This window comes from Cucumibacter marinus DSM 18995 (assembly GCF_000429865.1).
Lineage (GTDB): Bacteria > Pseudomonadota > Alphaproteobacteria > Rhizobiales > Devosiaceae > Cucumibacter > Cucumibacter marinus.
Map to the genome: position 1 here is coordinate 79,046 of NZ_AUCR01000010.1, position 23,491 is coordinate 102,536.

Genomic DNA, 23,491 nt, shown 5'->3' on the forward strand with positions numbered 1-23,491 from the left:
GGCGAGGGCGGTTTTCCTGCTGGGTGGTCCATCTCCCATTCAGTAGAATAACAAGCCCCGAAACCGGCCACCTCATCCGACACCACCAAGATTTGACCAACCGGCCTCTTGCGTTCGCGGGCCAACTGATTATCTTGCCTAGAACCGTTCTAAACAGGATTCCGGCGGTCATGATACGGGACCGGTAAAGCCCCTGACCGCGCCGCCACGGAGACACGAGATGTTCATCCAGACCGAAGCCACCCCCAATCCCCAGACGCTCAAATTCCTGCCCGGCCGCGAGGTTCTGTCCGGCGAGCCGATGGATTTCCGGGATGAAGAGGCCGCCGGCCGGTCCCCGCTGGCCAGCGCCCTGTTCTCGGTCGATGGCGTCACCGGCGTGTTTCTGGGGTCCGATTTCGTCGCCGTGACCAAGAACGACACGGACTGGTCGCACCTCAAGCCTGCCGTGCTCGGCGCGATCATGGAGCATTTCCTCTCCGGCAATCCGATCCTTGCCGATGGCGAAACCGCGCCCGAGGACTCCGGCGGCGAGGTGTTCTTCGATGAAAGCGACGCGGAAATGGTCGAGGTGATCCGCGAACTGCTCGACACCCGCGTGCGTCCTGCCGTGGCCATGGACGGCGGCGATATCACCTTCCGCGGCTTCCGCGACGGTACCGTGTTCCTGCACATGCAGGGCGCCTGCTCGGGCTGCCCCTCATCGACGGCAACGCTCAAGAACGGCATCGAGAATCTTCTGCGCCATTTCGTACCCGGCGTCGAACAGGTCCAGCAGGTCTGACACACCCGGCCGGAGGGCCAGCGAAGGGCATTGGCGCGGATCTGGCGCCGTCATGGCCGAAGCGGCGCGGCCCGTGAGGCAAAACAAGCTCACCCGCGCGACTTTTCGCGCGCCCTCCAGATCAATTCCATCTGGCGACAGGCGGCCGCGCCGGTCATGATGCGTCACTGATTCTGACGCCCAACCCGGCAAGCCTATGGTTCTCCCGCTTACCCTCGCTCTCGACACCGCCCAGCCGCGCTGCCAATGCGCGCTGGCGCTTCGTGACGGGACCACGCTCAGCGAGATCGAGGACCGCCAGAAAGGCCACGCCGAGGTCCTGATCGGGCAGGTCGATACCCTTCTGGCCCGCGCCGGCCTCGCCTATGCCGATCTCGAACGGATCGCGGTGACCACGGGACCGGGGTCGTTTACCGGCCTGCGTGTCGGGCTGTCCGCTGCCCGTGCCTTTGGGTTGTCGCTCGATATTCCCGTCATTGGTGTGCCGACGCTTCTGGCCATGTCGCTCGCCATGCCCGAAAACACCTCGGCCCGCATCCTTGTCGATGCGCGGCGGGATGAGATGTATCGTCAGGATTTCGCAGGGCCCGGCCTCCCGGTCGGTGACGCCGCGATCCTGCCCGTCGAAGCCGCACTCGAAGGGCTCGAACCCGGTGATGCGGTGCTGGGCACCGGCGCCCCGCTGGCCTGTGAGACACGGGGCGCTGTCGATCTCGAAGCCCATCTCGCGCCCGCGGCACGGGGCTTTGTCGGTATCGCGGCGCTGGCACGCTTCGCGCAGACCGCCGATCCGGCGGACTTTCCGCCCGACCCCTTCTATCTGCGCGCACCTGACGCCAAGCCCCAGACCGGCTTTGCCGTCGCCCGCCAGAACAGACGCGAGGGCAGGTGATGCAATACTGGATGGCCCCCGCCGGCCTGCATATCGAACCCGCCCGCACCGAGGATTCCACCGTTTTGGCCAAGCTCCACGCGGCGTCGTTCTTTCGTGGCTGGTCGGTGAGCGAGTTCGAGCGGTTTCTCGCCGAGCGCGATATCCGCACCTATATCGCCTGCGATGCCAAACACCGGATCGCCGGCTTTGCCATGATCCGCATCGCCGCCGACGAGGCCGAATTGCTGACCATCGCTGTCGACAAGCGCCGGCGCAAAAAGGGCCTGGGGCGCGCGTTGATGGCGGCTGCCACCGCTGATCTCGGCACCACGCCGGCCCGGCGGCTTCTCCTAGAGGTCGACGAGGACAATGCCGCCGCGCGGCGTCTTTATTCCCGGCTCGGATTTGCTGAAATCGGCAGCCGGCAGGGCTATTATCCAAGGCCCGACGGGCGGCCGGCCACCGCCCTTGTCTTGCGGCTGGAACTCGGTTAAGCCGCCTCAACCGAACAGGGGCCAGCGTGAAGGGGCCAGTATGACCCAGGATCAGCCCGCCGAATCCAATCTCGAGCATCTTTGCGTCGAACGCGGCATGCGCATGACCGAGCAGCGCCGCGTGATCGCGCGTGTGCTCGAGGCGGCCACCGACCATCCCGATGTCGAGGAGCTTTATCGCCGCGCTTCGGCCGTTGATTCCGGCATTTCCCTGTCGACCGTCTACCGTACGGTCAATCTGTTCGAGGATGCGGGGTTGATCGCCAAGCATGACTTCAAGGATGGCCGCGCCCGTTTCGAGCAGTTGCCAGACGAGCATCACGACCATCTGATCGATGTGCGCTCGGGCCGGGTCATCGAGTTCCGCAACGAGGAAATCGAGGCGATCCAGGAGCATATTGCCAGAACCCTGGGGTTCAAGCTGGTCGATCACCGGCTTGAGCTTTATGGTGTGCCGATCGAGGACGACGAGAAGGACGGCACCGGCTCCGGACAATGACCTTCAGGCTATTGTTTTTCATTTTCATCCTGTTGCCCTACACCGTCATTTTCTTGCCGGTGCAGATTCTGATCATCCTGTTGCGCCTGCCGGGCTGGAATGTGCTGCCGCGCGGCTTTCACAAGCTGTGCGCGCGTTTTCTCGGGCTCAAGATCACCATTGTCGGCAAGCCCTATACCGACAAGCCGAACCTCATCGTCTCCAACCACATTTCCTGGATGGATATCCCCGCCATCGGCGCATCGCTGCCCATGGCCTTTGTCGCCAAGTCCGACATCGCCAAATGGCCGATCGTGGGCTTCATGGCCGGGCTGCAAAAGACCATCTTCGTCAATCGCAAACGCCGCACCGATTCCGCGCGCACCTCCAGGGAAATGGGTCAGCGCCTCGCAAGGGGGGAAGCAGTGGTGCTGTTTGCCGAAGGCACCTCCGATATCGGCACCCATGTGCTGCCCTTCCGCTCGGCGCTGGTCGGGGCCACCCAGGAGGCCATGGCTTTTTCCGGCACCGAGGAGATGGTCATCCAGCCCATGACCATCGCCTATACGCGGCTCGACGGCATGCCGCTGGGGCGCACGGAGCGGTCCCTGATCGCCTGGGTCGGGGATATGGGGGTGATGGACAATCTCTTCGATATTCTCAATTCCGGCACCAAGGCCGTCACCATCGCCTTTGGCGAGCCGATCATCGTGACGCCTCAGACCAACCGCAAGGCGGTGACAAGGCTCGCCGAGATCAAGGTCCGCGAAATGCTGGTGGCGCTCAATCGCCACCGCCCGCTGCCGCCCGCCCATGGCGATCCGGTTGAGGCCATCGAGCCGCCTCAGAAGGCCGCCGAATAGCCGTGATCCGGTCACCCCTTGGCGCGCCGGGGGCATTTGGTGTAGTCAGCGCGGGTTTCATCGGGCGGTGCGCCCGCAAGGATGAGTAATGGCCGATACCCAGAGCCGTTCCGGGCCAGTCTCCGGAACAGACAATGCGATGCCAGGCGATCAGGAGCCGAAAAAGCTCTTCATCAAGACCTATGGCTGCCAGATGAATGTCTATGACAGCGACCGCATGACCGATGCGCTCGCCGGCGCCGGCTATGCCATGTCCGAGACCGCTGACGAGGCCGATCTCATTGTCCTCAACACTTGCCATATCCGCGAAAAGGCCGCCGAAAAGGTCTATTCCGAGCTGGGCCGCCTGCGCATCCTGCAGGCCCAAAGAGCGGCTGAGGGCAAATCCACCATGATCGGGGTCGCCGGCTGCGTCGCCCAGGCCGAAGGCGAGGAGATCATCGCCCGCGCGCCCATGGTCGATCTGGTGTTCGGCCCGCAATCCTATCACCGCCTGCCCGACCTTCTGACCCGCGCAAAGGCCGGCCCGGTGGTCGAGACCGATTTCCCGGCCGAAGACAAGTTCGAGCACCTGCCCGCGCCCGCCAGGGAGGCGACGATTGCCAGGGGCGTCACCGCCTTCCTCACCGTCCAGGAAGGCTGCGACAAGTTCTGCTCGTTCTGCGTGGTGCCCTATACCCGTGGCGCCGAAACCTCGCGCCCGGTTGCCCAGGTCGAAGCCGAAGCCCGCCAGCTCGTTGATGCCGGGGTGCGCGAGATCACGCTTCTGGGCCAGAACGTCAATGCCTATCACGGGCTCGACGGCACCGGCGAAACCGTGGGTCTGGCCGGGCTGGTGCGCCGTTTGTCGGAAATCGAGGGGCTCGAGCGCCTGCGCTACACCACTTCGCATCCGCGTGACATGGATGACGATCTGATCGCCGCCCATGCCGAGCTCGACACCTTGATGCCCTATCTGCATTTGCCCGTGCAATCGGGGTCGGACGCGATCCTCAAATCCATGAATCGCCGCCACACGGCGGATGATTATCTGAAGCTTCTCGAGCGCATCCGCGCCGCCCGGCCCGATATCGCCATGTCCGGCGATTTCATCGTCGGCTTTCCCGGCGAGACCGAGGCCGATTTCGAGGCGACCATGCAGATCGTGCGCGAGGTGCGCTACGCCTCCGCCTTCTCGTTCAAATATTCCCCGCGCCCCGGCACCCCGGGAGCCGAATTGACCGATCAGGTCCCCGAAGAAGTCAAGAACGAGCGCCTGCAGCGCCTCCAGGCGCTGATTGCGGACCAGCAGACCGCGTTCAATTCGGCCTGTGAAGGCCGCACCATGCCGGTTCTGTTCGAAAAGCGCGGCCGGGAACCCGGCCAGCTCGCCGGGCGTTCTCCCTACCTGCAGACCGTGCTGGTTGATACCGATTTGTCTCAAATTGGAACGATTTCGCAGGTTACGATCACCGGGGTCGGCAAAAATTCACTTTTTGGTAAGATTGTCACATAACAATCTTCCCAAGGATGCTAAGCGTTTGATGCAATGATCCGTCATTTGGAGCCCACCGCTTGACCGAGACTAGGTCCGCGCCTGGCGGCCGCCGCGAGGCCGCCCATCTGGAACTGGCTTTCGAAGACAACCGTCTTGTCTCCCAGCTTTACGGCGAATTCGACCAGAATCTTGCCCTTATCGAGCAGAAACTCGGCGTCGAGGCTGCCCCGCGCGGCAATCACGTCATGCTGCGCGGTCCCGCCAGCGGGGTCGATCAGGCCCGCCGCGTGCTCGAATCGCTTTACGACATGCTCGAGGAAGGCCGTTCGGTCGTCATCGGCGATGTCGATGGAGTGATTCGCATGATCCTGACCGATGACAGCCAGCTGACGCTCCCCAGCTTCGAAAAGCGTGGCCGCGTGCGCATGGCCCAGATCGCCACCCGCAAATCGACCATCGTCGCCCGTTCCCCGGCCCAGGATACCTATATCCGTGCCATGGACCGGTGCGAGCTCGTCTTCGGCACCGGCCCTGCGGGTACCGGCAAGACCTATCTGGCGGTTGCCTATGCCGCGACCCTGCTCGAGCGCGGCGACATCAACCGCATCATACTTTCGCGCCCCGCGGTCGAGGCCGGCGAACGGCTCGGCTTCCTGCCCGGGGACATGAAGGAGAAGGTCGATCCCTATCTCCGCCCGCTCTATGACGCGCTTTACGACATGATGCAGCCCGAACATGTCGAGCGCTGCATCGCTTCCGGCGTCATCGAGGTTGCCCCGCTCGCCTTCATGCGCGGGCGCACGCTCACCAATGCGGTGGTCATCCTCGACGAGGCGCAGAACACCACCTCGATGCAGATGAAGATGTTCCTCACCCGGCTGGGCGAAAACTCGAAAATGATTGTCACCGGGGATCCCAGCCAGATCGATTTGCCGCGCGGCCAGGTGTCCGGGCTTGTCGAAGCGCTCAAGATCCTGTCCGGCGTCGAGGGCATTCACATCACCAAGTTCACCGACAAGGACGTGGTGCGCCACGAACTGGTGGCCCGCATCGTGCGCGCCTATGACGAAAAGGCCGGCGGCCCCGCCCCGCAATGACCCCCGACCTTTCCATCGACATCACCATCGAGGCGGGCGACTGGCCCGCCGATCTCGAGCCCTTGGCCGAGCGCGCGCTTCTCGCCGCGCTCGAGGGGTCGGGCCGTGCGCTGGCCGGTCCGGCAGAGATTTCTGTGCTTTTGACGACCGATGCCGCCCAGCGCGAATTGAACGCGCGTTGGCGCGAGATCGACAAGCCGACCAATGTGTTGAGCTTCCCCCAGATCGAGCCGGAAGACCCGGTCATGGGGCTTCTGGGCGATATTTCCCTCGCCATCGAGACCCTTGAGCGCGAGGCCGAAGAGCAGCAAAAACCCTTTGCCCATCATTTCGCCCATCTGCTGGTGCATGGCTTTCTGCACATACTGGGCTATGATCACATCGAAGACGATGAGGCCGAGGCCATGGAAGCGCGCGAGCGCACCATCCTTGCGCAACTGGACATTCCCGACCCTTATGACCATATGGGGGTCAACGATCTGGAGGGCGCGTCCGGCTGACTGGGCGGCGAAACCGCCGGTCCAAGCGGGCCGGACCGATTAATCGAGGAGAGATCGGGCTGTTCCATCAGCCCCTTTTGAGATGAACGACAAAGACCAATCTAGCGCCGCGGCGTCCCGGCCGCATCGCCCCGAGGGCGACCACGCACTCTCCGCCAACGGCATGAAACCGGGTTTATGGACCCGTTTGAAGGCCCTATTCACCCGCCGTTCGGCTTCCCTTCGCGACGATCTTCACGAAGCCTTGCGTGATGAATCCGTCAATGGCGACGACATGTTCTCCGCCGGCGAACGCTCGCTGATCCAGAACGTTCTCAAGCTCTCCCAGGTCCGCGTCGATGATGTCATGGTGCCCCGCGCCGATATCGAGGCGGTCGATATCGCCGATTCGGTCGCCCATCTGGTGGACGAGTTCCGCCGTGCCGAGCATTCGCGCCTGCCGGTCTTTGAAGACAATCTCGACCGCATTGTCGGCATGGTCCATATCAAGGACCTCGTCGCCAAGCTGTCCGAGCCCGCCCCCCAGAACAGCGCGTCCGGCCTGCCGGTCAGGCTGCGCTCCTCGGTGCTCAAATCCCGCATCGGCCGCGCCGACCTCATCCGCAAGGTGCTTTACGTGCCGCCCTCCATGCCGGTGTCCGATCTTTTGCAGTCCATGCAGGCGACCCGGGTGCATATGGCGATCGTCGTCGATGAATATGGCGGCACCGACGGGCTCGTGACCATCGAGGACCTGCTCGAAACCGTTGTCGGCGACATCGAGGACGAGCATGACGAGGACGATGCCGATCTGGTGCGCCAGATCGCCGATGGCGTCTATATGGCCGATGCCCGTGTCGAGCTCGATGCGCTGGCCGAGATGATCGGCCCGCCTTTCGATCCGGGCCGCCATGGCGATGAAGTCGACACGCTTGGCGGGCTGCTGTTCAACCTGCTCGGCCGCGTCCCGGTACGGGGCGAAGTGATCTCGCGTCTGCGCGGGTTCGAGTTCGAAGTCGTTCAGGCCGACCCGCGCCGCATCAAGAAGGTCAAGATCACCCGCCGCCGCCGCAGCCGCGCGGCCCCGCGCGGGACCGAGGCACCCGCTGCCGGCGAGGGGCCGCCCCCAGGCCCCGTGTCAGACCGCCCCGTGTCAGAACGCCCTGTGTCAGACCGCCCTGCTTCGCAGCGGACTGGCACCGAACGGCCGGTTCAGGACCGTCCGGCGTCCAGCGAGCCAAACCGCGAATCCGAGCGCAGTGCCGCCGAATAGACCCCGTGCCGCCGGGGCTTGACCCCGGCGCGCCAACGCGCGACCAATCTTGCGCCTGAGATTGCAATCGATCACCGGAGTCGCCCGCGCGTGACCGCCATCGCTCATTCTATCATGCTGACCGATGGCTGGCGGCGGCTGCTCATTGCGCTTTTGGCTGGCCTTGTTTCTGCGGCCGCCATGCCGCCCTTCTTCATCCTGCCCGGCCTGTTCCTCGGCATGACCCTTCTGGTCTGGCTGATCGATGGCATGCCGCGGCCGTCCCGCCGCCGCCTGCCCTTTGCCGCTTTCGGCACGGGGTGGGCCTTCGGCTTCGGCTATTTCATTGCCTCCCTGCACTGGATCGGCACCGCCTTTTTCGTCGATCCGGCATTGACCGGCTGGCTCGCACCCGCCGCCATCATTGCCCTGCCGGCGATTCTCGCCCTGTTCTTCGGGGCGGGCACGGCGCTGGCCCATTTGCTCTGGAGCGATGGCGGCCATCGGGTGCTGGCGCTGGCCGGCGCCCTGTCCCTCACCGAATATCTGCGCGGGCATATCCTTACCGGATTCCCCTGGAACCTGCCCGGCTATGCCCTCACCGGTGCGCCCCAGCTGATGCAGGGCGCGGCCTTTATCGGGGTCTATGGGCTCACCTTCGTGGCGTTGGCGATTGCCGCCACCCCGGCGTTGTTATGGCCGGCCAGCGGCCAGCCGGTGTGGCGCCGCGCCACCCCGCTTGTCACCGGTTTGCTGGCGCTTGCGCTCGGGGTTGGCGGCGGTCAACTCCGGCTCGACATGACCAGCCTCGAGATCCGGCCCGATATGCGCCTGCGCCTGGTGCAGCCCAATATCGCGCAGGAGGACAAGTGGCGCCCCGGCAATGAGGAGTTCATCCTCGCCCGCTTCCTCGATCTCTCCGCCATGCGCACCACGCCCGACAATCCCGGGCTGATTGCCGCGACCCATCTGATCTGGCCTGAATCCGCCTTTCCCTTCCTGGTCGCCGAGCACCCCAATGCGCTGGCACGGATCGCCCGGCTCCTGCCGCCCGGCACCACCCTGATCACCGGCGCCGCGCGCGAAGAGGTGGCCACCTCCTTCACCGGCGACGAGGCAACCGGTGTTCTCAACTCGATCCTTGCGATTTCCGATCAGGGCGAGATCACTGCGACCTATGACAAGCTGCGCCTTGTGCCGTTCGGCGAATTCCTGCCCTTCAGGCCCGTGTTCGCGGCGCTCGGCTTTTCCGAGCTCGTCGCCAGCCAGTCGAGCTTCGCGCCCGGTGCAGGCACCGAGCGGGCCTTCGCCCCCGCCGGCACGCCTCCGGTTCTGCCGCTGATCTGCTATGAGGCGATCTTCTCCGGCGATCTCGGCTCCAAGGCGGATAATGCCGAATGGATCCTGAATCTCACCAATGACGCCTGGTTCACCGGTTCGATCGGCCCTGACCAGCACTTCCACCATGCCCGGTTGCGGGCGGTCGAGGAGGGATTGCCGCTGGTGCGCGTCGCCAATACCGGGGTGACCGCACTGGTCGATCCGCTCGGGCGGATCACTGCAAGATTATCCCCCGATGAATCGGGAGTGCTTGACGGTCAAATTAATAAACCTGTTAACAAAACTGCCTTTTCCCGCTATCGTGATGCACCCCTGTTGCTTATGCTTTTGGTCTCGGCCGCGATCGTTTTCCTGCGCAACAGGGCTGAACGATCGTCGCGCTAGAGCGTTTCAAGTGAACTGGCCCGGCGGCCGGCCTGCGTATCGCCGGACTGATCCGGTCTGATCGACGCCGAGCTGGCGGATGGAATTTGAGGGAAGCTAGCGTGCCGCGCACACCCAATCCCACCGACGTGATGGTCGGCACAAGGATCCGCAAGCGGCGCAAGGATCTCAATATGAGCCAGAGCGCTCTTGGCGCCGCGCTCGGCGTTTCTTTCCAGCAGATCCAGAAATACGAAAAGGGCGTCAACCGCATCACCGCCTCCAAGTTGAAGATGGCGGCGACGGTTCTGGGCGTGCCCACCAGCTATTTTCTCGACAAGGTCGAGCACGCCAATGGCGGCTTTGCCGATACCGATCAGAGCGCGCTCGATCCCGAAACCGGCGATATCGCGCGGCTGGTCAACGCCATGGAGCGGATTGCCGATCCGGACACCCGCAGGTCCTTGATCGAACTGGCGGAAAAGCTCGCCGTCTCGAGCCGCCGGGAATAAAGTTCGGGCCGCAATCTGGCGCGGCCGACGGATATAACACTTGCTTTATATCCGTCTTGACCTGACCCGGCGCGGCTGGCACAAACGCAGCCCCGGGGGCCCGCTGGGGCGGTCCCGATTCCATTATTGCTTGCGGGGGTGCCGACGTGGCCAGATCCTCTTACCTGTTTACGTCCGAATCCGTCTCCGAAGGGCACCCCGACAAGGTGTGCGACCGGATCTCCGACGAAATCGTCGACATGATCTACAAAGAGGCGAAAAAGACCGGCACCGATCCGCAATCCGTGCGCGCCGCCGTCGAAGTGCTGACCACCACCAACCGCGTGGTCATCGCCGGTGAAGTGCGCGTGCCAGAGACGCTGTTGAAGACCGACAAGTCCGGCAAGGTGGCAACCGACGAGGCCGGCAATCCGGTCGTTGCGCCGCGCCGCTTCCGTGCCGCGGCCCGCCGCGCCATTCGCGACATCGGCTATGAGCAGGCCGGCTTTCACTGGAACACCGCCAAGATAGATGTGCTTTTGCACTCCCAGAGCGCCGATATCGCGCAAGGCGTCGACAAGGCCTCCGATGCGGATAACCAGGAAGGCGCGGGCGACCAGGGCATCATGTTCGGCTATGCCTGCCGCGAAACCCCCGAGCTCATGCCGGCGCCGATCTATTACGCGCACAAGATCCTCGAAATGCTGGCCGAGGCCCGCAAGGCCGGCCAGGGCGACATCGCCAGGCTTGGCCCCGACGCCAAGACCCAGATCACCGTGCGTTATGAAAACGGCATGCCTGCCGGGGTGACGCAGATCGTTCTGTCGACCCAGCATCTCGATCCGGGCTGGGATTCCAAAAAGGTCCGCGCAGTCGTCGAACCCGTGATCCGGGAGGCTCTTTCCGACATCGCCATCGACAGCGACTGCAAATGGTACATCAACCCCACCGGCAAGTTCGTCATCGGTGGACCCGACGGGGATGCGGGGCTGACCGGCCGCAAGATCATCGTCGATACCTATGGCGGGGCCGCGCCCCATGGCGGCGGTGCCTTTTCGGGCAAGGACACCACCAAGGTCGACCGTTCCGCCGCCTATGCGGCGCGCTACCTCGCCAAGAATGTCGTTGCCGCCAAGCTGGCCGACCGCTGCACCATCCAGCTTTCCTACGCCATTGGCGTTGCCCAGCCGCTCTCGATCTATGTCGATCTGCACGGCACCGGCAAGGTCGACGAAGCCGCGCTTGAAACCGCCCTGCGTGAGGTGATGGACCTTTCGCCTTCCGGCATTCGCCGGCATCTCGATCTGGTCAAGCCGATCTACGCCAAGACCGCGGCCTATGGCCATTTCGGGCGCAAGCCCGGGCGCGGCGGCACTTTCTCCTGGGAGAAGACCGACCTCGCCAAACCGCTCAAGGCAGCGCTCAAGGGCTGAATGTAGCACCCGCGAGATAGGCGGCGCCGGCAGCCCCGGCGCCCCAGATCAGGCTTTGTGACAAGGGATTGTCGAATTCATAGGCCGGATGCTTCCGGTAGATGAAATGCAGCCCCACATGCACCACGCAGGACCCGGCGATCAGCAACCGGGAGAGGGCGGCGGTGCCCGCTTCCGCGTGATAGCCGCCCCACAGCGCCAGCCATATGAGCGGCACATGCGCTAGCACGAAGACCGCAAAACCGGCCTTCTCAGGCAGAAAGGCGGTCAGCGGCAGCACCCGCCATTCATGGCGCGCCACCGCATCGATTTCATGGGTCACGATCAGCGCCACGCTAAGCGTAAACACGGTCTCCAGCATCATCCCCTCCCGCCCGAATCGGCGCAGAGTATTACGGTCGGGCTTGAGCCTAACAAGCGGCTTGGGTATTGAGCCCGCGTTCATGGACCCAAGGGGCAACACACGCATGACCGACAAGCGCGCGACCCGCGGCTTCTACGACCCAGACAAACCGCGCGCCTTTTTCGGCCGCCGCGCCGGTCATCGCCTGCATGAAGGGCAGGAGGCGCTGATGCGCGACCTGTTGCCCGAACTGGCGGTCAGCCTCGATGACGCCCCGCTCACCGGCGAGGCCCTGTTCGGCAACGACCATGCGGTCTGGCTCGAAATCGGTTATGGCGGCGGCGAGCATCTGGCGCGGCAGGCCGGCCTGCAGCCCGAGGTCAACTTCATCGGCTGTGAGGTCTTTACCGGCGGCATCGGCAAGATGCTCACCGCGATCCGGGATCAGGATCTTTCCAATGTCCGGCTCCACACCGAGGATGCCCTGCCGCTTCTCCTGGCCATGCAGCCGGGCATGCTCTCGGGGGCCTTCCTGCTCTATCCCGATCCCTGGCCCAAGCGCCGCCACCACAAGCGCCGCTTTGTCTCCCCGCAATCCCTTGATGCCCTCGCCGCTGCGCTCAAACCGGGCGCCGAATTCCGCTTCGCTACCGATATCGAGGACTATGCCGATTGGACCCTGGCCCACATCCTCGATCATCCGGATTTCACTTGGGCCGCGCCCGAATCGGGCCGCTGGCACGAACCCTTCCCGGGCTGGAAACCGACCCGCTATGAAATGAAGGCGCGGCGCGAAGGCCGCAACAAGTCCTGGTATCTGACTTTCAGCCGTAAATGATCGCCCCGATATTTCGGTTGATTGCGGGCTCGATTCTGATCGCCTAGCGTCTCCCCTTGCACAAGGGGAGACCACATGACCGGAACCGAGGAATTCGAGGCCTTCAGGGCCGCCATCGACGCGAAATACCGGCTTCATGAACGCGCTTTTGAGGACAAGGACCCCGAACCTGTTCTGACCCGGTTTTTCACGCCGGATGCACTGTGGGAATATCACGGTTATCCCCGCCATGAAGGCCGCGAGGCACTGCGCGGCCTGTTCGAGGAAGTCGTGCAAAAAGATAGGGTTGAGGTTATCCCGATTCGCTCCTGGGTCGCCGGTGACGCCGGCTGGGACTTCACCGACTACCGCGTGACCCCCCGTGATCCCGACGAACCGGGCTGGACCTTCCGCCAGATGTTCTACTGGGTCCGGATCGAGGGCGACTGGCTGGTCAATGCCTGTATCGGCTTCACCCTGCCCGAGGGCTGAAACCCTTCGTTTCAGGGCGTAACCGGCCCGGGAACTTTTCGCACCGCCATGCGTCTTCAGGGCATGACACACACCGTCGAAATCCTTGAAGCCAGCCCCGTCACCCACAATGTCCGCCGCCTGCGCGTCGAAAAGCCCGATGGCTACCGGTTTACCCCCGGCCAGGCGACGCTTGTCGGCATCGACCGCGATGGCTGGCGCGAGGAGCGCCATCCCTTCACCTTCACCTCGCTCAATGAGTGGGACGATCTGGAATTCACCATCAAGATCTACCCCGATCATGACGGTCTCACCGCCCGGATCGGTGAGCTTGCCGCCGGGGACCGCCTGATTCTCGAAGACCCCTGGGGCACGATCAATTACAAGGGCCCCGGCACCTTCATCGCCGGCGGCGCGGGCGTCACGCCCTTCATCGCCATCCTGCGCGCCCGCAATGCTGAAGGCGGGCTGGCCGGCCACAGGCTGATCTTCGCCAACAAGACCGAGCGTGACATCATCCTGCGTGAGGAATTCGAGGCCATGCCCGGGCTCGAATGCGTCTGGGTCGTGACCGATGACGACAGCGCGCCCGAGCACATGCAGGGCTTTGTCGACCGCGATTTCCTCAAGCGCCATGTCGAAGACAACACCCAGAACTTCTATGTCTGCGGGCCCGACGATATGGTCGACGACATCAAGTCGATCCTTACCGAGATGGGGGCCGAGCCAGACGCACTGACCTTCGAGGAATAGGTCTGTTGGAAGCCGCCGTGATTCCGCCCCCTTGCGGGCAAACCGGATCGGGTTTATATAGTCCCCAACATCTCAGGGTTAACCGGAGAGTGGGTGCCAACCGGCCCCGCTCTTTTTTGTTGCCCGCCAAGGGTCAAGCAAGCGTCAAGCAAGCGTCAAGTTGCAAAGGGCCAACGTGGAAGCGACAGACAAACGCCATATCCGCGAATCCGGTGTCGAAGCCCGCATCGCCGCGATCGCCGAACCGGTCGCCGACGGGCTCGGTTTTCGTATCGTGCGTGTCAGGGTGACCGGCGAACGCGGCTGCACGGTCCAGATCATGGCCGAGCGCCCGGATGGCGAGTTTTCGATCGCCGATTGCGAGACGCTGAGCCACGATCTGTCTCCGGTGCTCGATCTCGAGGACCCGATCTCGACCGAATACCATCTCGAGGTCTCGTCCCCCGGCGTTGACCGCCCTTTGGTTCGGCTTGTCGATTTCGAGCGCTATGTGGGCCACGACGCCAAGATCGAACTGCATGCCATGATCGATGGTCGCCGCCGGTTCCGTGGTTTTCTCGAACCGGTCGAGGGCAATGAAGTCGGCATTCGCCTGCCCGACGCCCCCGAGGGCACCGACCCGGTATTCCGCTTCCCGATCTCCGAGATCGCCGAGGCCAAGCTGGTCCTGACCGACCGGCTGCTGGACGAGGCGGCCAAGCGCCAGCGCGAGGCCGATCCGCTCGAGGATCCCGAGATCGAAACCGAAACTGACAATGACGAGGATGCCGGCGCCTGATGCGCCCGCCAATCGAGGAGTGAACGACAATGGCCGTTTCCGCCAACAGGCTTGAGCTTTTGCAGGTCGCGGACGCGCTCGCGCGGGAGAAATCCATCGACCGCACCCTGGTCATCGACGCGATGGAGGACGCCATCGAGAAGGCGGCCCGTTCGCGCTATGGCGCCGAGACCGAAATCCGCGCCGAGATCAATCCCAAGACCGGCGAACTGCGCATGTGGCGCCTACTCGAGATTGTCGACAATGTCGAGGAATATGGCCGCCAGATCTCGCTCGAGGATGCCAAGGCCAAGAACAGCGCCGCGACCCTTGGTGATTATATCACCGAGCCGCTCCCCCCGCTCGAGTTCAACCGCGTTGCCGCCCAGTCGGCCAAGCAGGTGATCGTGCAAAAGGTCCGCGAGGCCGAGCGCGAGCGCATGTTCGAGGAATACAAGGACCGCATTGGCGAGATCGTCAATGGCACCGTCAAGCGCGTCGAATACGGCAATGTCATCGTCGATCTCGGCCGTGGCGAAGCCATCATCCGCCGCGACGAGCTGATCCCGCGCGAGACCTTCCGCTATGGCGACCGCGTCCGCGCCTATATCTACGATGTGCGCCGCGAACAGCGCGGGCCGCAGATCTTCCTGTCGCGCTCGCACCCGCAATTCATGGCCAAATTGTTCATGCAGGAAGTGCCGGAGATTTACGACGGCATCATCCAGATCCGCTCGATCGCCCGCGATCCGGGCTCGCGCGCCAAGATCGCCGTCACCTCGAACGAATCCTCGATCGATCCGGTCGGCGCCTGTGTGGGTATGCGCGGTTCGCGTGTCCAGGCTGTGGTCAACGAACTCCAGGGCGAAAAGATCGACATCATCCCCTGGACCGACCAGATCGCCGATCTCGTCGTCTCCGCCCTGCAGCCCGCCGAAGTGGCCAAGGTCGTGCTCGACGAACAGGCCGAGCGCATCGAGGTCGTGGTGCCCGACGAACAGCTTTCGCTGGCCATTGGCCGGCGCGGCCAGAATGTGCGTCTCGCCAGCCAGCTCATCGGCTGGGATATCGACATCCTGACCGAGCAGGAAGAATCCGAACGCCGCCAGAAGGAATTCACCGAACGCTCCGAGCTGTTCATGAACGCCATGAATGTCGACGAGATGGTGGCCCAGCTGCTGGCGTCCGAAGGCTTCTCCTCGCTCGAGGAAGTCGCTTATGTCGAGCCCGAGGAAATCTCCTCGATCGAGGGCTTTGACGAAGACACCGCTGCCGAGATCCAGGCCCGCGCCCGCGAGTTCCTCGAACAGCTCGAGCGCGATCGCGATGAAGAACGCCAGGCGCTTGGCGTTTCCGACGATCTTTATGAGATCGACGGTCTCAACGCTGCCATGCTCGTGGCCCTCGGCAAGGAAGACATCAAGACGATGGAAGACTTTGCCGGTTGCGCCGCTGACGATCTGGTCGGTTGGGTCGAGCGCCAGGATGGCGAAGTGAAACGCTTTGAAGGCACGCTGTCTGAGTTCCCGGTCTCCCGCGAGGAAGCCGAGGACATGATCATGACCGCGCGCCTCAAGGCCGGCTGGGTGACCGAGGAAGACCTCGCCCCGGCCGAAGAAGAAACCGATGGCGATGTCGAGGCGGAGGCTGAAGCCGACGCCGAGACCAGCGCCTGACGGTCAGAGAGGATGACCCGGCCCGATGCCCAAACGCGGCGAAATAGAGCGCCAGTGCTGTGTGACCCGGCAGTCTCTGCCGGCGGCGGACATGGTGCGTTTTGCCGTGGGGCCGGACGGGTCGCTCGCCCCTGATATCGATAATCGCGCGGGCGGGCGCGGGGCCTGGGTCACCCTCGATCAGGCCCGGGTGGACGAGGCGGTTCGGCGCAATGCCTTCGCGCGGGCGCTCAAATCGCCGGTCTCGGTGCCCTCGGACCTTGCCAATCTGACCCGTGCGCGTTTAGAACAGCGGCTCCTTGGCGCGTTGGGCCTGGCGCGCAAGGCGGGGCAACTGGTCATGGGCGCAGCCAAAACCGAAGCGGCGATTGCTGCCGGGACCGTTTTGGCGCTGATCACAGCCAGCGATGCCCGACCCGATGGCAGGCGCAAAATTCTGGCGGTCATGCAGCGTGCCGGTCGCATCGATCACACGCCGCATATTGAATCGTTTTCCAGTGACCGATTGGGTTTGGCATTGGGAGGCGAAAATGTGATACATGCTGCGCTCATCGACGGAGCGGCGGCAAAAACGGCGGTGGACCGGTACCACAGATTGGCCCGCTATACCGCAACAACGGATGAATCAGTTAGGTAGCGAATGAGTGACAAGGACAAGCGCAGCGATTCAACGCTCGGTGCCGGGGGCAAAAAGACCCTGACGCTGAAGGGCCCGGCCAATCTTGGCTCGCGCCCGGGCGGATCGCGGTCTTCCCGGACTGTCGTGGTCGAAAAACGGACCCGCCGCGTCGCCGCGCCGGGCGGTCCGTCGCGTCCGCAGCCCGCTGCCGACAAGGGACGCCCCGGCAGCCCGCAAAACCGCAGGTCCGCCGTGCCGCGTTCCGCCGGTTTGACCGAGCGCGAATCCGAGGCCCGCGAACGCGCCCTGCGCGAGGCGGCCTCCCGCGCCGTTCAGGAGCGCGAGGAAGCCGAACGCCAGGCCAAGCGCCGCGCCGAGGAAGACGCCCGCCGCAAGGCCGAGCGTGAAGAAGCCGAACGCCTGCGCGCCGAAGAGGAAGCGCGGCTCGAGGCCGAGCGCGAAAAGAAGGAACGCGAGGAGGCCAAGACCCGCAAGCGCGAGCAGCCGGCCAAGGCCCCCGACGTGCCGGCCGAACCGCCCGCACCGCCTTCGGAAAAGCCGATCACGCGCAACACCAATCGCGGCGCGCCGCTCGTCAACGAGGACGAACTGGCCCGCGCCAAGCGCGCGGCCAAGCCTGCGCCTTCGAAAAAGCCCACAAGCGACGATCGCCGTCGCACCCGGCTGACCGTCACCCGTGCCCTGTCTGGCGATGGCGACCGTGATCGCGCGCCTTCGCTGGCCGCGATGCGCCGCCGCCGCGAAAAGCAGAAGGGCAAACAGACCGCCAGCCATGAGAAGATCGCCCGTGAGGTGACCATTCCTGAGGCGATCACCGTCCAGGAACTGGCCAACCGCATGGCCGAGCGCTCCGTCGATGTGATCAAGCTGCTCATGCAGCAGGGCCAGATGGCCACCATCAACGATGTGCTCGACGCCGATACGGCTGAACTGATCGCCACCGAGATGGGCCACACGGTCAAGCGCGTGGCGGAATCCGACGTGGAAGAAGGCCTGTTCGACGAAGCCAGCGCCGATGCGGATACCGATCTGCAGCCGCGCCCGCCGGTCGTCACCATCATGGGCCATGTCGACCACGGCAAGACCTCGCTGCTTGATGCATTGCGCTCGGCCAATGTGGTTTCGGGCGAGGCCGGTGGCATCACCCAGCATATCGGCGCCTATCAGGTGACCCAGGGTGACAATCAGATCACCTTCCTCGATACGCCGGGCCACGAAGCCTTCACCGCCATGCGCGCCCGTGGCGCCCAGGCGACCGACATCGCCATTCTGGTGGTGGCGGCGGATGATGGCGTCATGCCCCAGACCATCGAATCGATCAAACATGCCAAGGCGGCCGGCGTGCCGATCATCGTGGCGATCAACAAGATGGATAAGCCCGAGGCCGATCCTTCCCGCGTACGCAACGAACTGCTTCAGCACGAAGTCTTCGTTGAATCTCTGGGCGGTGAAGTGCTCGAGGTCGAGGTGTCCGCAGCCAAGAAGACCAATCTCGACAAGCTGCTCGATGCGGTCCTGTTGCAGTCCGAACTGCTCGAACTCAAGGCCAATCCCAATGGCCGCGCCGAAGGTACCGTCATCGAAGCCAAGCTCGACAAGGGCCGCGGCGCCGTGGCGACCGTGCTCGTCCAGCGCGGCACCCTCAAGGTCGGCGATATTCTCGTGGCCGGCGCCGAATGGGCCAAGGTCCGCGCGCTGATCAACGACAAGGGCCAGCAGGTCAAGGAAGCCGGTCCCTCGACCCCGGTCGAAGTGCTCGGTTTCTCCGGTGTCCCCGATGCCGGCGACCGCTTCTCGGTTGTTGAAAGCGAGGCGCGTGCCCGCGAAGTCACCGAATACCGCCAGCGCAAGCTGCGCGAAAAATCGGCAGGCGGCGGCGTGACCTCGCTCGAGCAGATGATGACCCAGCTCAAGAAGGACGATCTGGCCAAGTTCCCGCTCGTCATCAAGGGCGACGTGCAGGGTTCGGTCGAAGCCATTGTCGGCGCGCTCGACAAGCTCGGCACCGATGAGGTGACGGCCCAGATCCTGATGGCGGGTGTCGGTGGTATCACCGAATCCGACGTGACCCTGGCCCAGGCCTCGGGCGCGATCATCATCGGCTTCAATGTCCGCGCCAACAAGCAGGCCCGCGAGTCTGCCGAGCGCGAAGGCATCGAGATCCGCTATTACAACGTGATCTACGATCTTGTTGACGACGTGAAGTCGGCCATGTCCGGCCTTTTGTCGCCCGAACGCCGCGAGACCTTCATCGGCAATGCCGAGATCCTCGAGGTGTTCAACATCACCAAGGTCGGCAAGGTTGCCGGTTGCCGGGTTACCGAAGGCATGGTCGAACGCGGGGCTGGCGTCCGCCTGATCCGCGACGACGTCGTCATTCACGAAGGCAAGCTCTCGACCCTCAAGCGCTTCAAGGACGAGGTCAAGGAAGTGCAGGGCGGTCAGGAATGCGGCATGGCCTTCGAAAAATACGAGGACATGCGCGCCGGCGACATCATCGAATGCTACCGCGTCGAGCACGTCACCCGGACGCTGTGATGATCGCGGTCCGGCGGAATTTTGGAGCCGCGGTTTGCGCCGCGGCTCTGTCTTTTGCAGGTCCGGCAATGGGCCAGGCCGAGCCCAATTTCCGGGCCGGCGAGAACACGGTCAGCATCGAGATGACCGGCGTGGAAATCGAGCTCGCCAGACCCGACTGGGTCTTGCCTTCTGTCCCTGCCGAAGATGTCGCCGGGCATGTCCGCACCTATCACGACGAAAACGATCAAGGCGTGGCCTTGTTCGAGATGATCCCGGTTTCCGAGACCTTCGAGACCTGGACCCGCTTGTCTGCCGTGCTGTCGATCCAGCAACCGGGCAGCACCATTGCAAGCCAGGAGCCAATGCTGGCCCAGGCCTTCGTGCTCAATTGCGCCCCGTCTTCGCTCTCGCTCAACAAGCTGCCGCCGCAGCCGGGTTATGAAGGCGCTTCTTATGTCATCCTGTGTGGAGAGTTCACGGGAACCGACACCGGCACCGCCGACGGGATGGGTGAGATCCTGCTCGCCGTGATCCTGGAAAACGAGGGCGGTTCCGTCCGTTTCTACGAGGAATTTCGCGGACCCGCCTTTTCCCTTGAAAACGAAGGGACCTGGCCGATATCAGAACAGGAAATCACGCTGCGCCTCGCCTTCATGCATCTATCGGCCCGGATCGGCGACGCGCAAGACAAGAACTGAACAATCATGCCCAAGAACCAAAAATCCCGCGGCCCCTCCCAACGCATGCTGCGCGTCGGCGAACTGGTCCGCCACGCCATTTCCGATCTGCTCGCGCGCGGCGAAGTCGCCGACCCCGAGCTCGACGGGGTCATGGTCACCGTGCCCGAAGTGCGCATGACCTCGGACCTGAAGCTCGCCTCGGTCTATGTGCTGCCGCTCGGCGGCGAGGGCGCCGACAAGATCGTTGCCGCACTGACCCGGAACAAGAAGTTCATCCGCGGCGAACTCGGCCACCGGGTCGATATGCGCTTCACCCCGGACCTGCGCTTTTTCGTCGACACGACCTTTGACGAGGCCAGCCGGATCGATGCGCTGTTGAAGTCCGACAAGGTGCGCCAGGACCTCGAGAAACCCCGGGATGATGACCCCCAGGACGAGGACTAGCCGGTTCGCCGAACCGGCAAGGGAGGCCACCCGCCAAGGCTCAGCCAGCGCGCCAATTTCAAGAGACCCCGTGACAGACACCAAGCCCTCTCCGCAAAGCGGCGGACAAATGACTCAAAAGCGGCGCAACAAGCGCAACATCTCCGGCTGGATCGTTCTGGACAAGCCGTTCGACGTGACCTCGACCCAGGCCGTCGGCAAGCTCAAATTCCTGTTCGAGGCCAAAAAGGCCGGCCATGCCGGCACGCTGGACCCGCTGGCGACCGGCATCCTGCCTATCGCGCTCGGGGAAGCGACCAAGACCGTCCCCTATATCCAGGATGGCGAGAAGATCTATCGCTTCGACCTTGTCTGGGGCTCGGCGACCGAGACCGACGATGCCGAAGGCGCGGTCATCGAGACCTCCGATCGTCGCCCGACCGAAGACGAATTGCGCAATGCGCTGCCGCAATTCACCGGGGTCATCACCCAAATCCCGCCGGCCTATTCCGCCATCAAGATCAAGGGCGAACGGGCTTACGATCTCGCCCGCGCCGGAGAGAAGGTCGAAGTGCCGCCCCGCGAGGTCGAGATCGAGGCGTTTGAGCTGATTTCTCATTCGCCCGAGCGCTCCAGCTTCGAGGTCACCTGCCAGAAGGGCACTTATGTGCGCGCGCTGGCCCGTGATCTGGCGAGGGTGCTCGGTACCTGCGGCCATGTCGGCGCGCTCCGGCGTACTCGTGTCGGCCCTTTTGCCGAAGAGGATGCGGTCACCGTCGATGCGCTCGAGGCGGTGTCGCGCGATGACCGCGACGCCATGCTGCTGCCGGTCTCTGCCGGGATTGCGGATTTGCCCGAAGTAAATGTCGACACCCGCCAGTCAGCCACCATCCGGCTCGGCAATCCGGTGCTGTTGACCGGGGCCAATGCTCCGATTGCCATGGATGAGGCCGCCGCCATCTGCGCCGGCGAGCTCGTCGCCATCGGCTATGTCGAAAAGGGCCAGTTCAAGCCCAGCCGGGTGATCCTGCCGGGTTGATCACATCACGCTGTTGATCAATTGGCGCTGTCGTCCCTTGCCAGTTGGCCGAGAAGCGAGCCGTAGGCGGTGATCGCGTCATTCTCGTCGATCGCCTCGGGGTCGTTGACCGTATAGGCGACACAGAACCCGTCGCCATCCTCGTTTTCGAGCCATGTGGTGAGATTGAGCACGCCGGTCTCGCTGCCGCCCTTGAAGGCGATCTTTGCCCAGTCATTGGCGTCGGCCACCCCGGGATTGATGGCAAACAGGTCGAGATCGCGCACATCCTCGATCAGCCCGCAAAGCTGATAGGCGCTCAAATACCATTCGACACCCTTTTCATGCGGCGCGCCGACGTCACGGGCGGCAGGCAGCGGTAGATCCTGCAGCTCGGCAAGCACTGCCCGTTTTTCGGCATCACTGCCCTCGGCAAAGCGCTTGCGCAGATCATCCTCGGCCTTGAGCTTGAACAGGTCCTGGGTGCGCATGGTGACCTGACCGCCCAGCGCCGCCTCCACCGGCTCCTGTCCGACAACCCGCATCAGCAAATCGGTGGCCGTGTTGTCGCTTTGCGAGATCATCAGGCTGGCCGCCGTGTGGATGGTCAGCGGTGATCCGGCCGGATAGGCCTGTAATATGCCGCTGGGCAGCGAGCGGTCGGTCTCGGTCAGGGTAATGACCTCGTCCCAATCATGCTCGCCGGCCTCGATTTTGTCTGTGAGGGCCTGCAATACGCCCAGCTTGAAGGCCGACCCGACAGCCAGTTCGGTGTTGGCGCCGTGCTCATGGATCACTTCGCCATTGCGCGTCACAAGCAGATGCACCTGTTCCCCGAACGCCAGCAGCTTGTCGGCCTGCGCGGTGAATTCGCCGCCGGTTTCGACCGGTGCGCGGAACAACAGCCCGGCAATCCTGCCCTCCTGATCAAGGACGATCTCGACCACCATTTCATGGCTCGGTGTGGTCACCACATAGCGCCCGTCACTGCCTTCTATCCCGGTTGGCTCCCCGATATCGTTGTGAAGCTGGCTGAGCAGAGTGTTGACCTCTGAGACCGGCACCATCTGCAAGAACGAAGGCGCGAATTGGTTGGCCTCCGCTTCGCCCGCGGTCAAAAGCTCTTCGATGACCTCCTTTTCGGGGTTGGCGGGTTGGGCGAGCGAAGGCGAGACCATCAGGCTGGCAGCGCCCAGTGCCATGAGGAAAGTCACGATGCGGCCCAAAGTGGTGTTCGGGAGGCGGGTCATGAAAGGGTCCTTTGCTCTCGCTGTCTGATGGCCTGTTCGGCAAACATGGGAAGCGCGCCATCGGTTTCAACACGTGGTTTGCGCATCTCGCGCCCCGCCCGCCGGGCTGGTGCTTTACACAAACCGTGCCTTGCCCTATAAGCCGCCGCAACCGCATGCGCGGTGACTTTGGCCCATGCTGGACGACATCCCGGCACAGGGCGTCTCACCCCTCTCATTTTGAAAGGAAATCCGATGTCGATTACGCCTGAGCGCAAATCGGAACTGATCAAGGAATATGCGACCAAAGGGGACGATACCGGTTCTCCGGAAGTCCAGGTTGCGATCCTGACCGAACGCATCTCGAATTTGACCGAGCACTTCAACACCCACAAGAAGGATAACCATTCCCGCCGTGGGCTTTTGAAGCTTGTCAGCCAGCGCCGCCGTCTTCTTGACTATGTCAGGGCTCGCGACGAGGCGCGCTACAAGAGCCTCATTGAAAGGCTTGGTCTGCGCCGCTAACCGGCGAAAGATCTGACGCCGCGCCCACCGGGCGCGGCGTTGCGCTTTGGGCATGCCGGCAACGGGTGCCCGGGGCAACGGGCCGGACCTGCGGAACCAAGACGATCCGCCCCGGTTCGACAGGCCAGTTCGCCGTGCTGAAGTGGGGCATGGCAGGATCGCCGGCCGCTTTTGAATTCCCGGCCCTTCGGGCCCCTCAGAAGCGTCTTGCCA

General features: G+C 63.7%; 25 protein-coding genes. 23 read left to right on the plus strand and 2 right to left on the minus strand.

The genetic code is table 11. The features are described from left to right. Positions 1–220: 220 nt before the first annotated feature. From G489_RS0107535 to metK, 12 genes are all read left to right on the plus strand, one after another. Positions 221–784, plus strand: a complete 564-nt coding sequence (locus tag G489_RS0107535; protein ID WP_029041028.1) for a NifU family protein — start codon at positions 221–223, stop codon at positions 782–784. Between the two features lie 196 nt (positions 785–980). After that, positions 981–1,676, plus strand: a complete 696-nt coding sequence (tsaB, locus tag G489_RS0107540; protein WP_029041029.1) for a tRNA (adenosine(37)-N6)-threonylcarbamoyltransferase complex dimerization subunit type 1 TsaB — start codon at positions 981–983, stop codon at positions 1,674–1,676. Further along, a complete protein-coding gene (gene rimI, locus G489_RS0107545) occupies positions 1,676–2,152 on the plus strand; it encodes a ribosomal protein S18-alanine N-acetyltransferase (protein ID WP_029041030.1) in 477 nt (158 codons plus the stop codon). Before tsaB ends, rimI begins: the two co-directional genes overlap by 1 nt. 40 nt (positions 2,153–2,192) lie before the next feature. Further along, positions 2,193–2,651 (plus strand): Fur family transcriptional regulator, encoded by a 459-nt coding sequence (locus G489_RS0107550; RefSeq protein ID WP_029041031.1) that lies wholly within the window; start codon positions 2,193–2,195, stop codon positions 2,649–2,651. Beyond that, on the plus strand, positions 2,648–3,493 hold the full coding sequence (locus G489_RS0107555; protein ID WP_029041032.1) for a lysophospholipid acyltransferase family protein: 846 nt from the start codon (positions 2,648–2,650) through the stop codon (positions 3,491–3,493). The genes G489_RS0107550 and G489_RS0107555 overlap by 4 nt, the downstream gene beginning before the upstream one ends. An 88-nt stretch (positions 3,494–3,581) precedes the next feature. Beyond that, on the plus strand, positions 3,582–4,988 hold the full coding sequence (gene miaB, locus G489_RS0107560) for a tRNA (N6-isopentenyl adenosine(37)-C2)-methylthiotransferase MiaB (RefSeq protein ID WP_081691453.1): 1,407 nt from the start codon (positions 3,582–3,584) through the stop codon (positions 4,986–4,988). Between the two features lie 59 nt (positions 4,989–5,047). Further along, the gene (locus G489_RS0107565; RefSeq protein ID WP_029041034.1) at positions 5,048–6,067 is read left to right on the plus strand and encodes a PhoH family protein; all 1,020 of its coding nucleotides are present in this window, start codon (positions 5,048–5,050) and stop codon (positions 6,065–6,067) included. After that, on the plus strand, positions 6,064–6,567 hold the full coding sequence (gene ybeY, locus G489_RS0107570) for an rRNA maturation RNase YbeY (RefSeq protein ID WP_029041035.1): 504 nt from the start codon (positions 6,064–6,066) through the stop codon (positions 6,565–6,567). The genes G489_RS0107565 and ybeY overlap by 4 nt, the downstream gene beginning before the upstream one ends. Positions 6,568–6,754: 187 nt before the next feature. Further along, entirely contained in the window at positions 6,755–7,819 is a 1,065-nt protein-coding gene (locus G489_RS19550) for a transporter associated domain-containing protein (RefSeq protein WP_245578845.1), read from the plus strand. A gap of 90 nt (positions 7,820–7,909) precedes the next feature. Beyond that, positions 7,910–9,523 carry an apolipoprotein N-acyltransferase gene (gene lnt / locus G489_RS0107580; protein WP_035871963.1) on the plus strand — a complete coding sequence of 538 codons (1,614 nt, stop codon included), beginning with the start codon at positions 7,910–7,912 and terminating at the stop codon, positions 9,521–9,523. 101 nt (positions 9,524–9,624) lie between these two features. Further along, positions 9,625–10,014 carry a helix-turn-helix domain-containing protein gene (locus tag G489_RS19555; protein WP_051332408.1) on the plus strand — a complete coding sequence of 130 codons (390 nt, stop codon included), beginning with the start codon at positions 9,625–9,627 and terminating at the stop codon, positions 10,012–10,014. 146 nt (positions 10,015–10,160) lie between these two features. Next, positions 10,161–11,426: a methionine adenosyltransferase gene (gene metK / locus G489_RS0107590; RefSeq protein ID WP_029041037.1), complete on the plus strand. Its 1,266-nt coding sequence runs from the start codon at positions 10,161–10,163 to the stop codon at positions 11,424–11,426. Here the strand turns inward: metK and G489_RS0107595 are convergent. Next, the gene (locus tag G489_RS0107595; RefSeq protein WP_029041038.1) at positions 11,416–11,787 is read right to left on the minus strand and encodes a DUF6713 family protein; all 372 of its coding nucleotides are present in this window, start codon (positions 11,785–11,787) and stop codon (positions 11,416–11,418) included. The genes metK and G489_RS0107595 overlap by 11 nt on opposite strands. A gap of 106 nt (positions 11,788–11,893) precedes the next feature. On the opposite strand from G489_RS0107595, the gene trmB reads away from it, so the two are divergent. The 10 genes from trmB (at position 11,894) to truB (ending at position 21,545) form a co-directional block, all read left to right on the plus strand. Further along, on the plus strand, positions 11,894–12,607 hold the full coding sequence (trmB, locus tag G489_RS0107600; RefSeq protein WP_029041039.1) for a tRNA (guanosine(46)-N7)-methyltransferase TrmB: 714 nt from the start codon (positions 11,894–11,896) through the stop codon (positions 12,605–12,607). Between the two features lie 75 nt (positions 12,608–12,682). After that, positions 12,683–13,078, plus strand: a complete 396-nt coding sequence (locus G489_RS0107605) for a YybH family protein (protein ID WP_029041040.1) — start codon at positions 12,683–12,685, stop codon at positions 13,076–13,078. A gap of 63 nt (positions 13,079–13,141) precedes the next feature. Further along, on the plus strand, positions 13,142–13,810 hold the full coding sequence (locus G489_RS0107610) for a ferredoxin reductase domain-containing protein (protein ID WP_029041041.1): 669 nt from the start codon (positions 13,142–13,144) through the stop codon (positions 13,808–13,810). A gap of 175 nt (positions 13,811–13,985) precedes the next feature. Then, positions 13,986–14,588: a ribosome maturation factor RimP gene (rimP, locus tag G489_RS0107615; protein WP_029041042.1), complete on the plus strand. Its 603-nt coding sequence runs from the start codon at positions 13,986–13,988 to the stop codon at positions 14,586–14,588. Positions 14,589–14,617: 29 nt separating this feature from the next. Next, the gene (gene nusA, locus G489_RS0107620; protein WP_029041043.1) at positions 14,618–16,243 is read left to right on the plus strand and encodes a transcription termination factor NusA; all 1,626 of its coding nucleotides are present in this window, start codon (positions 14,618–14,620) and stop codon (positions 16,241–16,243) included. A 25-nt stretch (positions 16,244–16,268) separates the two neighbouring features. Continuing rightward, the gene (locus tag G489_RS19560; protein ID WP_035871969.1) at positions 16,269–16,880 is read left to right on the plus strand and encodes an RNA-binding protein; all 612 of its coding nucleotides are present in this window, start codon (positions 16,269–16,271) and stop codon (positions 16,878–16,880) included. A 3-nt stretch (positions 16,881–16,883) separates the two neighbouring features. Beyond that, positions 16,884–19,421 carry a translation initiation factor IF-2 gene (gene infB / locus G489_RS0107630; protein WP_029041044.1) on the plus strand — a complete coding sequence of 846 codons (2,538 nt, stop codon included), beginning with the start codon at positions 16,884–16,886 and terminating at the stop codon, positions 19,419–19,421. A gap of 68 nt (positions 19,422–19,489) precedes the next feature. Continuing rightward, the gene (locus G489_RS0107635; protein WP_155889336.1) at positions 19,490–20,101 is read left to right on the plus strand and encodes a hypothetical protein; all 612 of its coding nucleotides are present in this window, start codon (positions 19,490–19,492) and stop codon (positions 20,099–20,101) included. 6 nt (positions 20,102–20,107) lie between these two features. Then, positions 20,108–20,527, plus strand: coding sequence for a 30S ribosome-binding factor RbfA (gene rbfA, locus G489_RS0107640; protein ID WP_029041046.1), 420 nt, complete (start codon positions 20,108–20,110; stop codon positions 20,525–20,527). Positions 20,528–20,636: 109 nt separating this feature from the next. Next, positions 20,637–21,545, plus strand: a complete 909-nt coding sequence (truB, locus tag G489_RS0107645; RefSeq protein WP_029041047.1) for a tRNA pseudouridine(55) synthase TruB — start codon at positions 20,637–20,639, stop codon at positions 21,543–21,545. A gap of 17 nt (positions 21,546–21,562) precedes the next feature. Here the strand turns inward: truB and G489_RS0107650 are convergent, their stop codons facing one another. Beyond that, positions 21,563–22,774 (minus strand): serine hydrolase, encoded by a 1,212-nt coding sequence (locus G489_RS0107650; protein WP_051332409.1) that lies wholly within the window; start codon positions 22,772–22,774, stop codon positions 21,563–21,565. Between the two features lie 234 nt (positions 22,775–23,008). On the opposite strand from G489_RS0107650, the gene rpsO reads away from it, so the two are divergent. Beyond that, on the plus strand, positions 23,009–23,278 hold the full coding sequence (gene rpsO / locus G489_RS0107655; protein WP_029041049.1) for a 30S ribosomal protein S15: 270 nt from the start codon (positions 23,009–23,011) through the stop codon (positions 23,276–23,278). The last annotated feature ends 213 nt before the right edge of the window (positions 23,279–23,491 follow it).

Bases quoted from the DNA above. Each gene is read 5' to 3' on its own strand.
- G489_RS0107535 (WP_029041028.1), top strand. From the start codon at position 221: ATGTTCATCCAGACCGAAGCCACCCCCAATCCCCAGACGCTCAAATTC.
- tsaB (WP_029041029.1), top strand. From the start codon at position 981: ATGGTTCTCCCGCTTACCCTCGCTCTCGACACCGCCCAGCCGCGCTGC.
- rimI (WP_029041030.1), top strand. From the start codon at position 1,676: ATGCAATACTGGATGGCCCCCGCCGGCCTGCATATCGAACCCGCCCGC.
- G489_RS0107550 (WP_029041031.1), top strand. From the start codon at position 2,193: ATGACCCAGGATCAGCCCGCCGAATCCAATCTCGAGCATCTTTGCGTC.
- G489_RS0107555 (WP_029041032.1), top strand. From the start codon at position 2,648: ATGACCTTCAGGCTATTGTTTTTCATTTTCATCCTGTTGCCCTACACC.
- miaB (WP_081691453.1), top strand. From the start codon at position 3,582: ATGGCCGATACCCAGAGCCGTTCCGGGCCAGTCTCCGGAACAGACAAT.
- ybeY (WP_029041035.1), top strand. From the start codon at position 6,064: ATGACCCCCGACCTTTCCATCGACATCACCATCGAGGCGGGCGACTGG.
- G489_RS0107595 (WP_029041038.1), bottom strand. From the start codon at position 11,787: ATGCTGGAGACCGTGTTTACGCTTAGCGTGGCGCTGATCGTGACCCAT.
- trmB (WP_029041039.1), top strand. From the start codon at position 11,894: ATGACCGACAAGCGCGCGACCCGCGGCTTCTACGACCCAGACAAACCG.
- G489_RS0107605 (WP_029041040.1), top strand. From the start codon at position 12,683: ATGACCGGAACCGAGGAATTCGAGGCCTTCAGGGCCGCCATCGACGCG.
- G489_RS0107610 (WP_029041041.1), top strand. From the start codon at position 13,142: ATGACACACACCGTCGAAATCCTTGAAGCCAGCCCCGTCACCCACAAT.
- nusA (WP_029041043.1), top strand. From the start codon at position 14,618: ATGGCCGTTTCCGCCAACAGGCTTGAGCTTTTGCAGGTCGCGGACGCG.
- G489_RS19560 (WP_035871969.1), top strand. From the start codon at position 16,269: ATGCCCAAACGCGGCGAAATAGAGCGCCAGTGCTGTGTGACCCGGCAG.
- infB (WP_029041044.1), top strand. From the start codon at position 16,884: ATGAGTGACAAGGACAAGCGCAGCGATTCAACGCTCGGTGCCGGGGGC.
- G489_RS0107635 (WP_155889336.1), top strand. From the start codon at position 19,490: ATGGGCCAGGCCGAGCCCAATTTCCGGGCCGGCGAGAACACGGTCAGC.
- rbfA (WP_029041046.1), top strand. From the start codon at position 20,108: ATGCCCAAGAACCAAAAATCCCGCGGCCCCTCCCAACGCATGCTGCGC.
- truB (WP_029041047.1), top strand. From the start codon at position 20,637: ATGACTCAAAAGCGGCGCAACAAGCGCAACATCTCCGGCTGGATCGTT.
- G489_RS0107650 (WP_051332409.1), bottom strand. From the start codon at position 22,774: ATGACCCGCCTCCCGAACACCACTTTGGGCCGCATCGTGACTTTCCTC.
- rpsO (WP_029041049.1), top strand. From the start codon at position 23,009: ATGTCGATTACGCCTGAGCGCAAATCGGAACTGATCAAGGAATATGCG.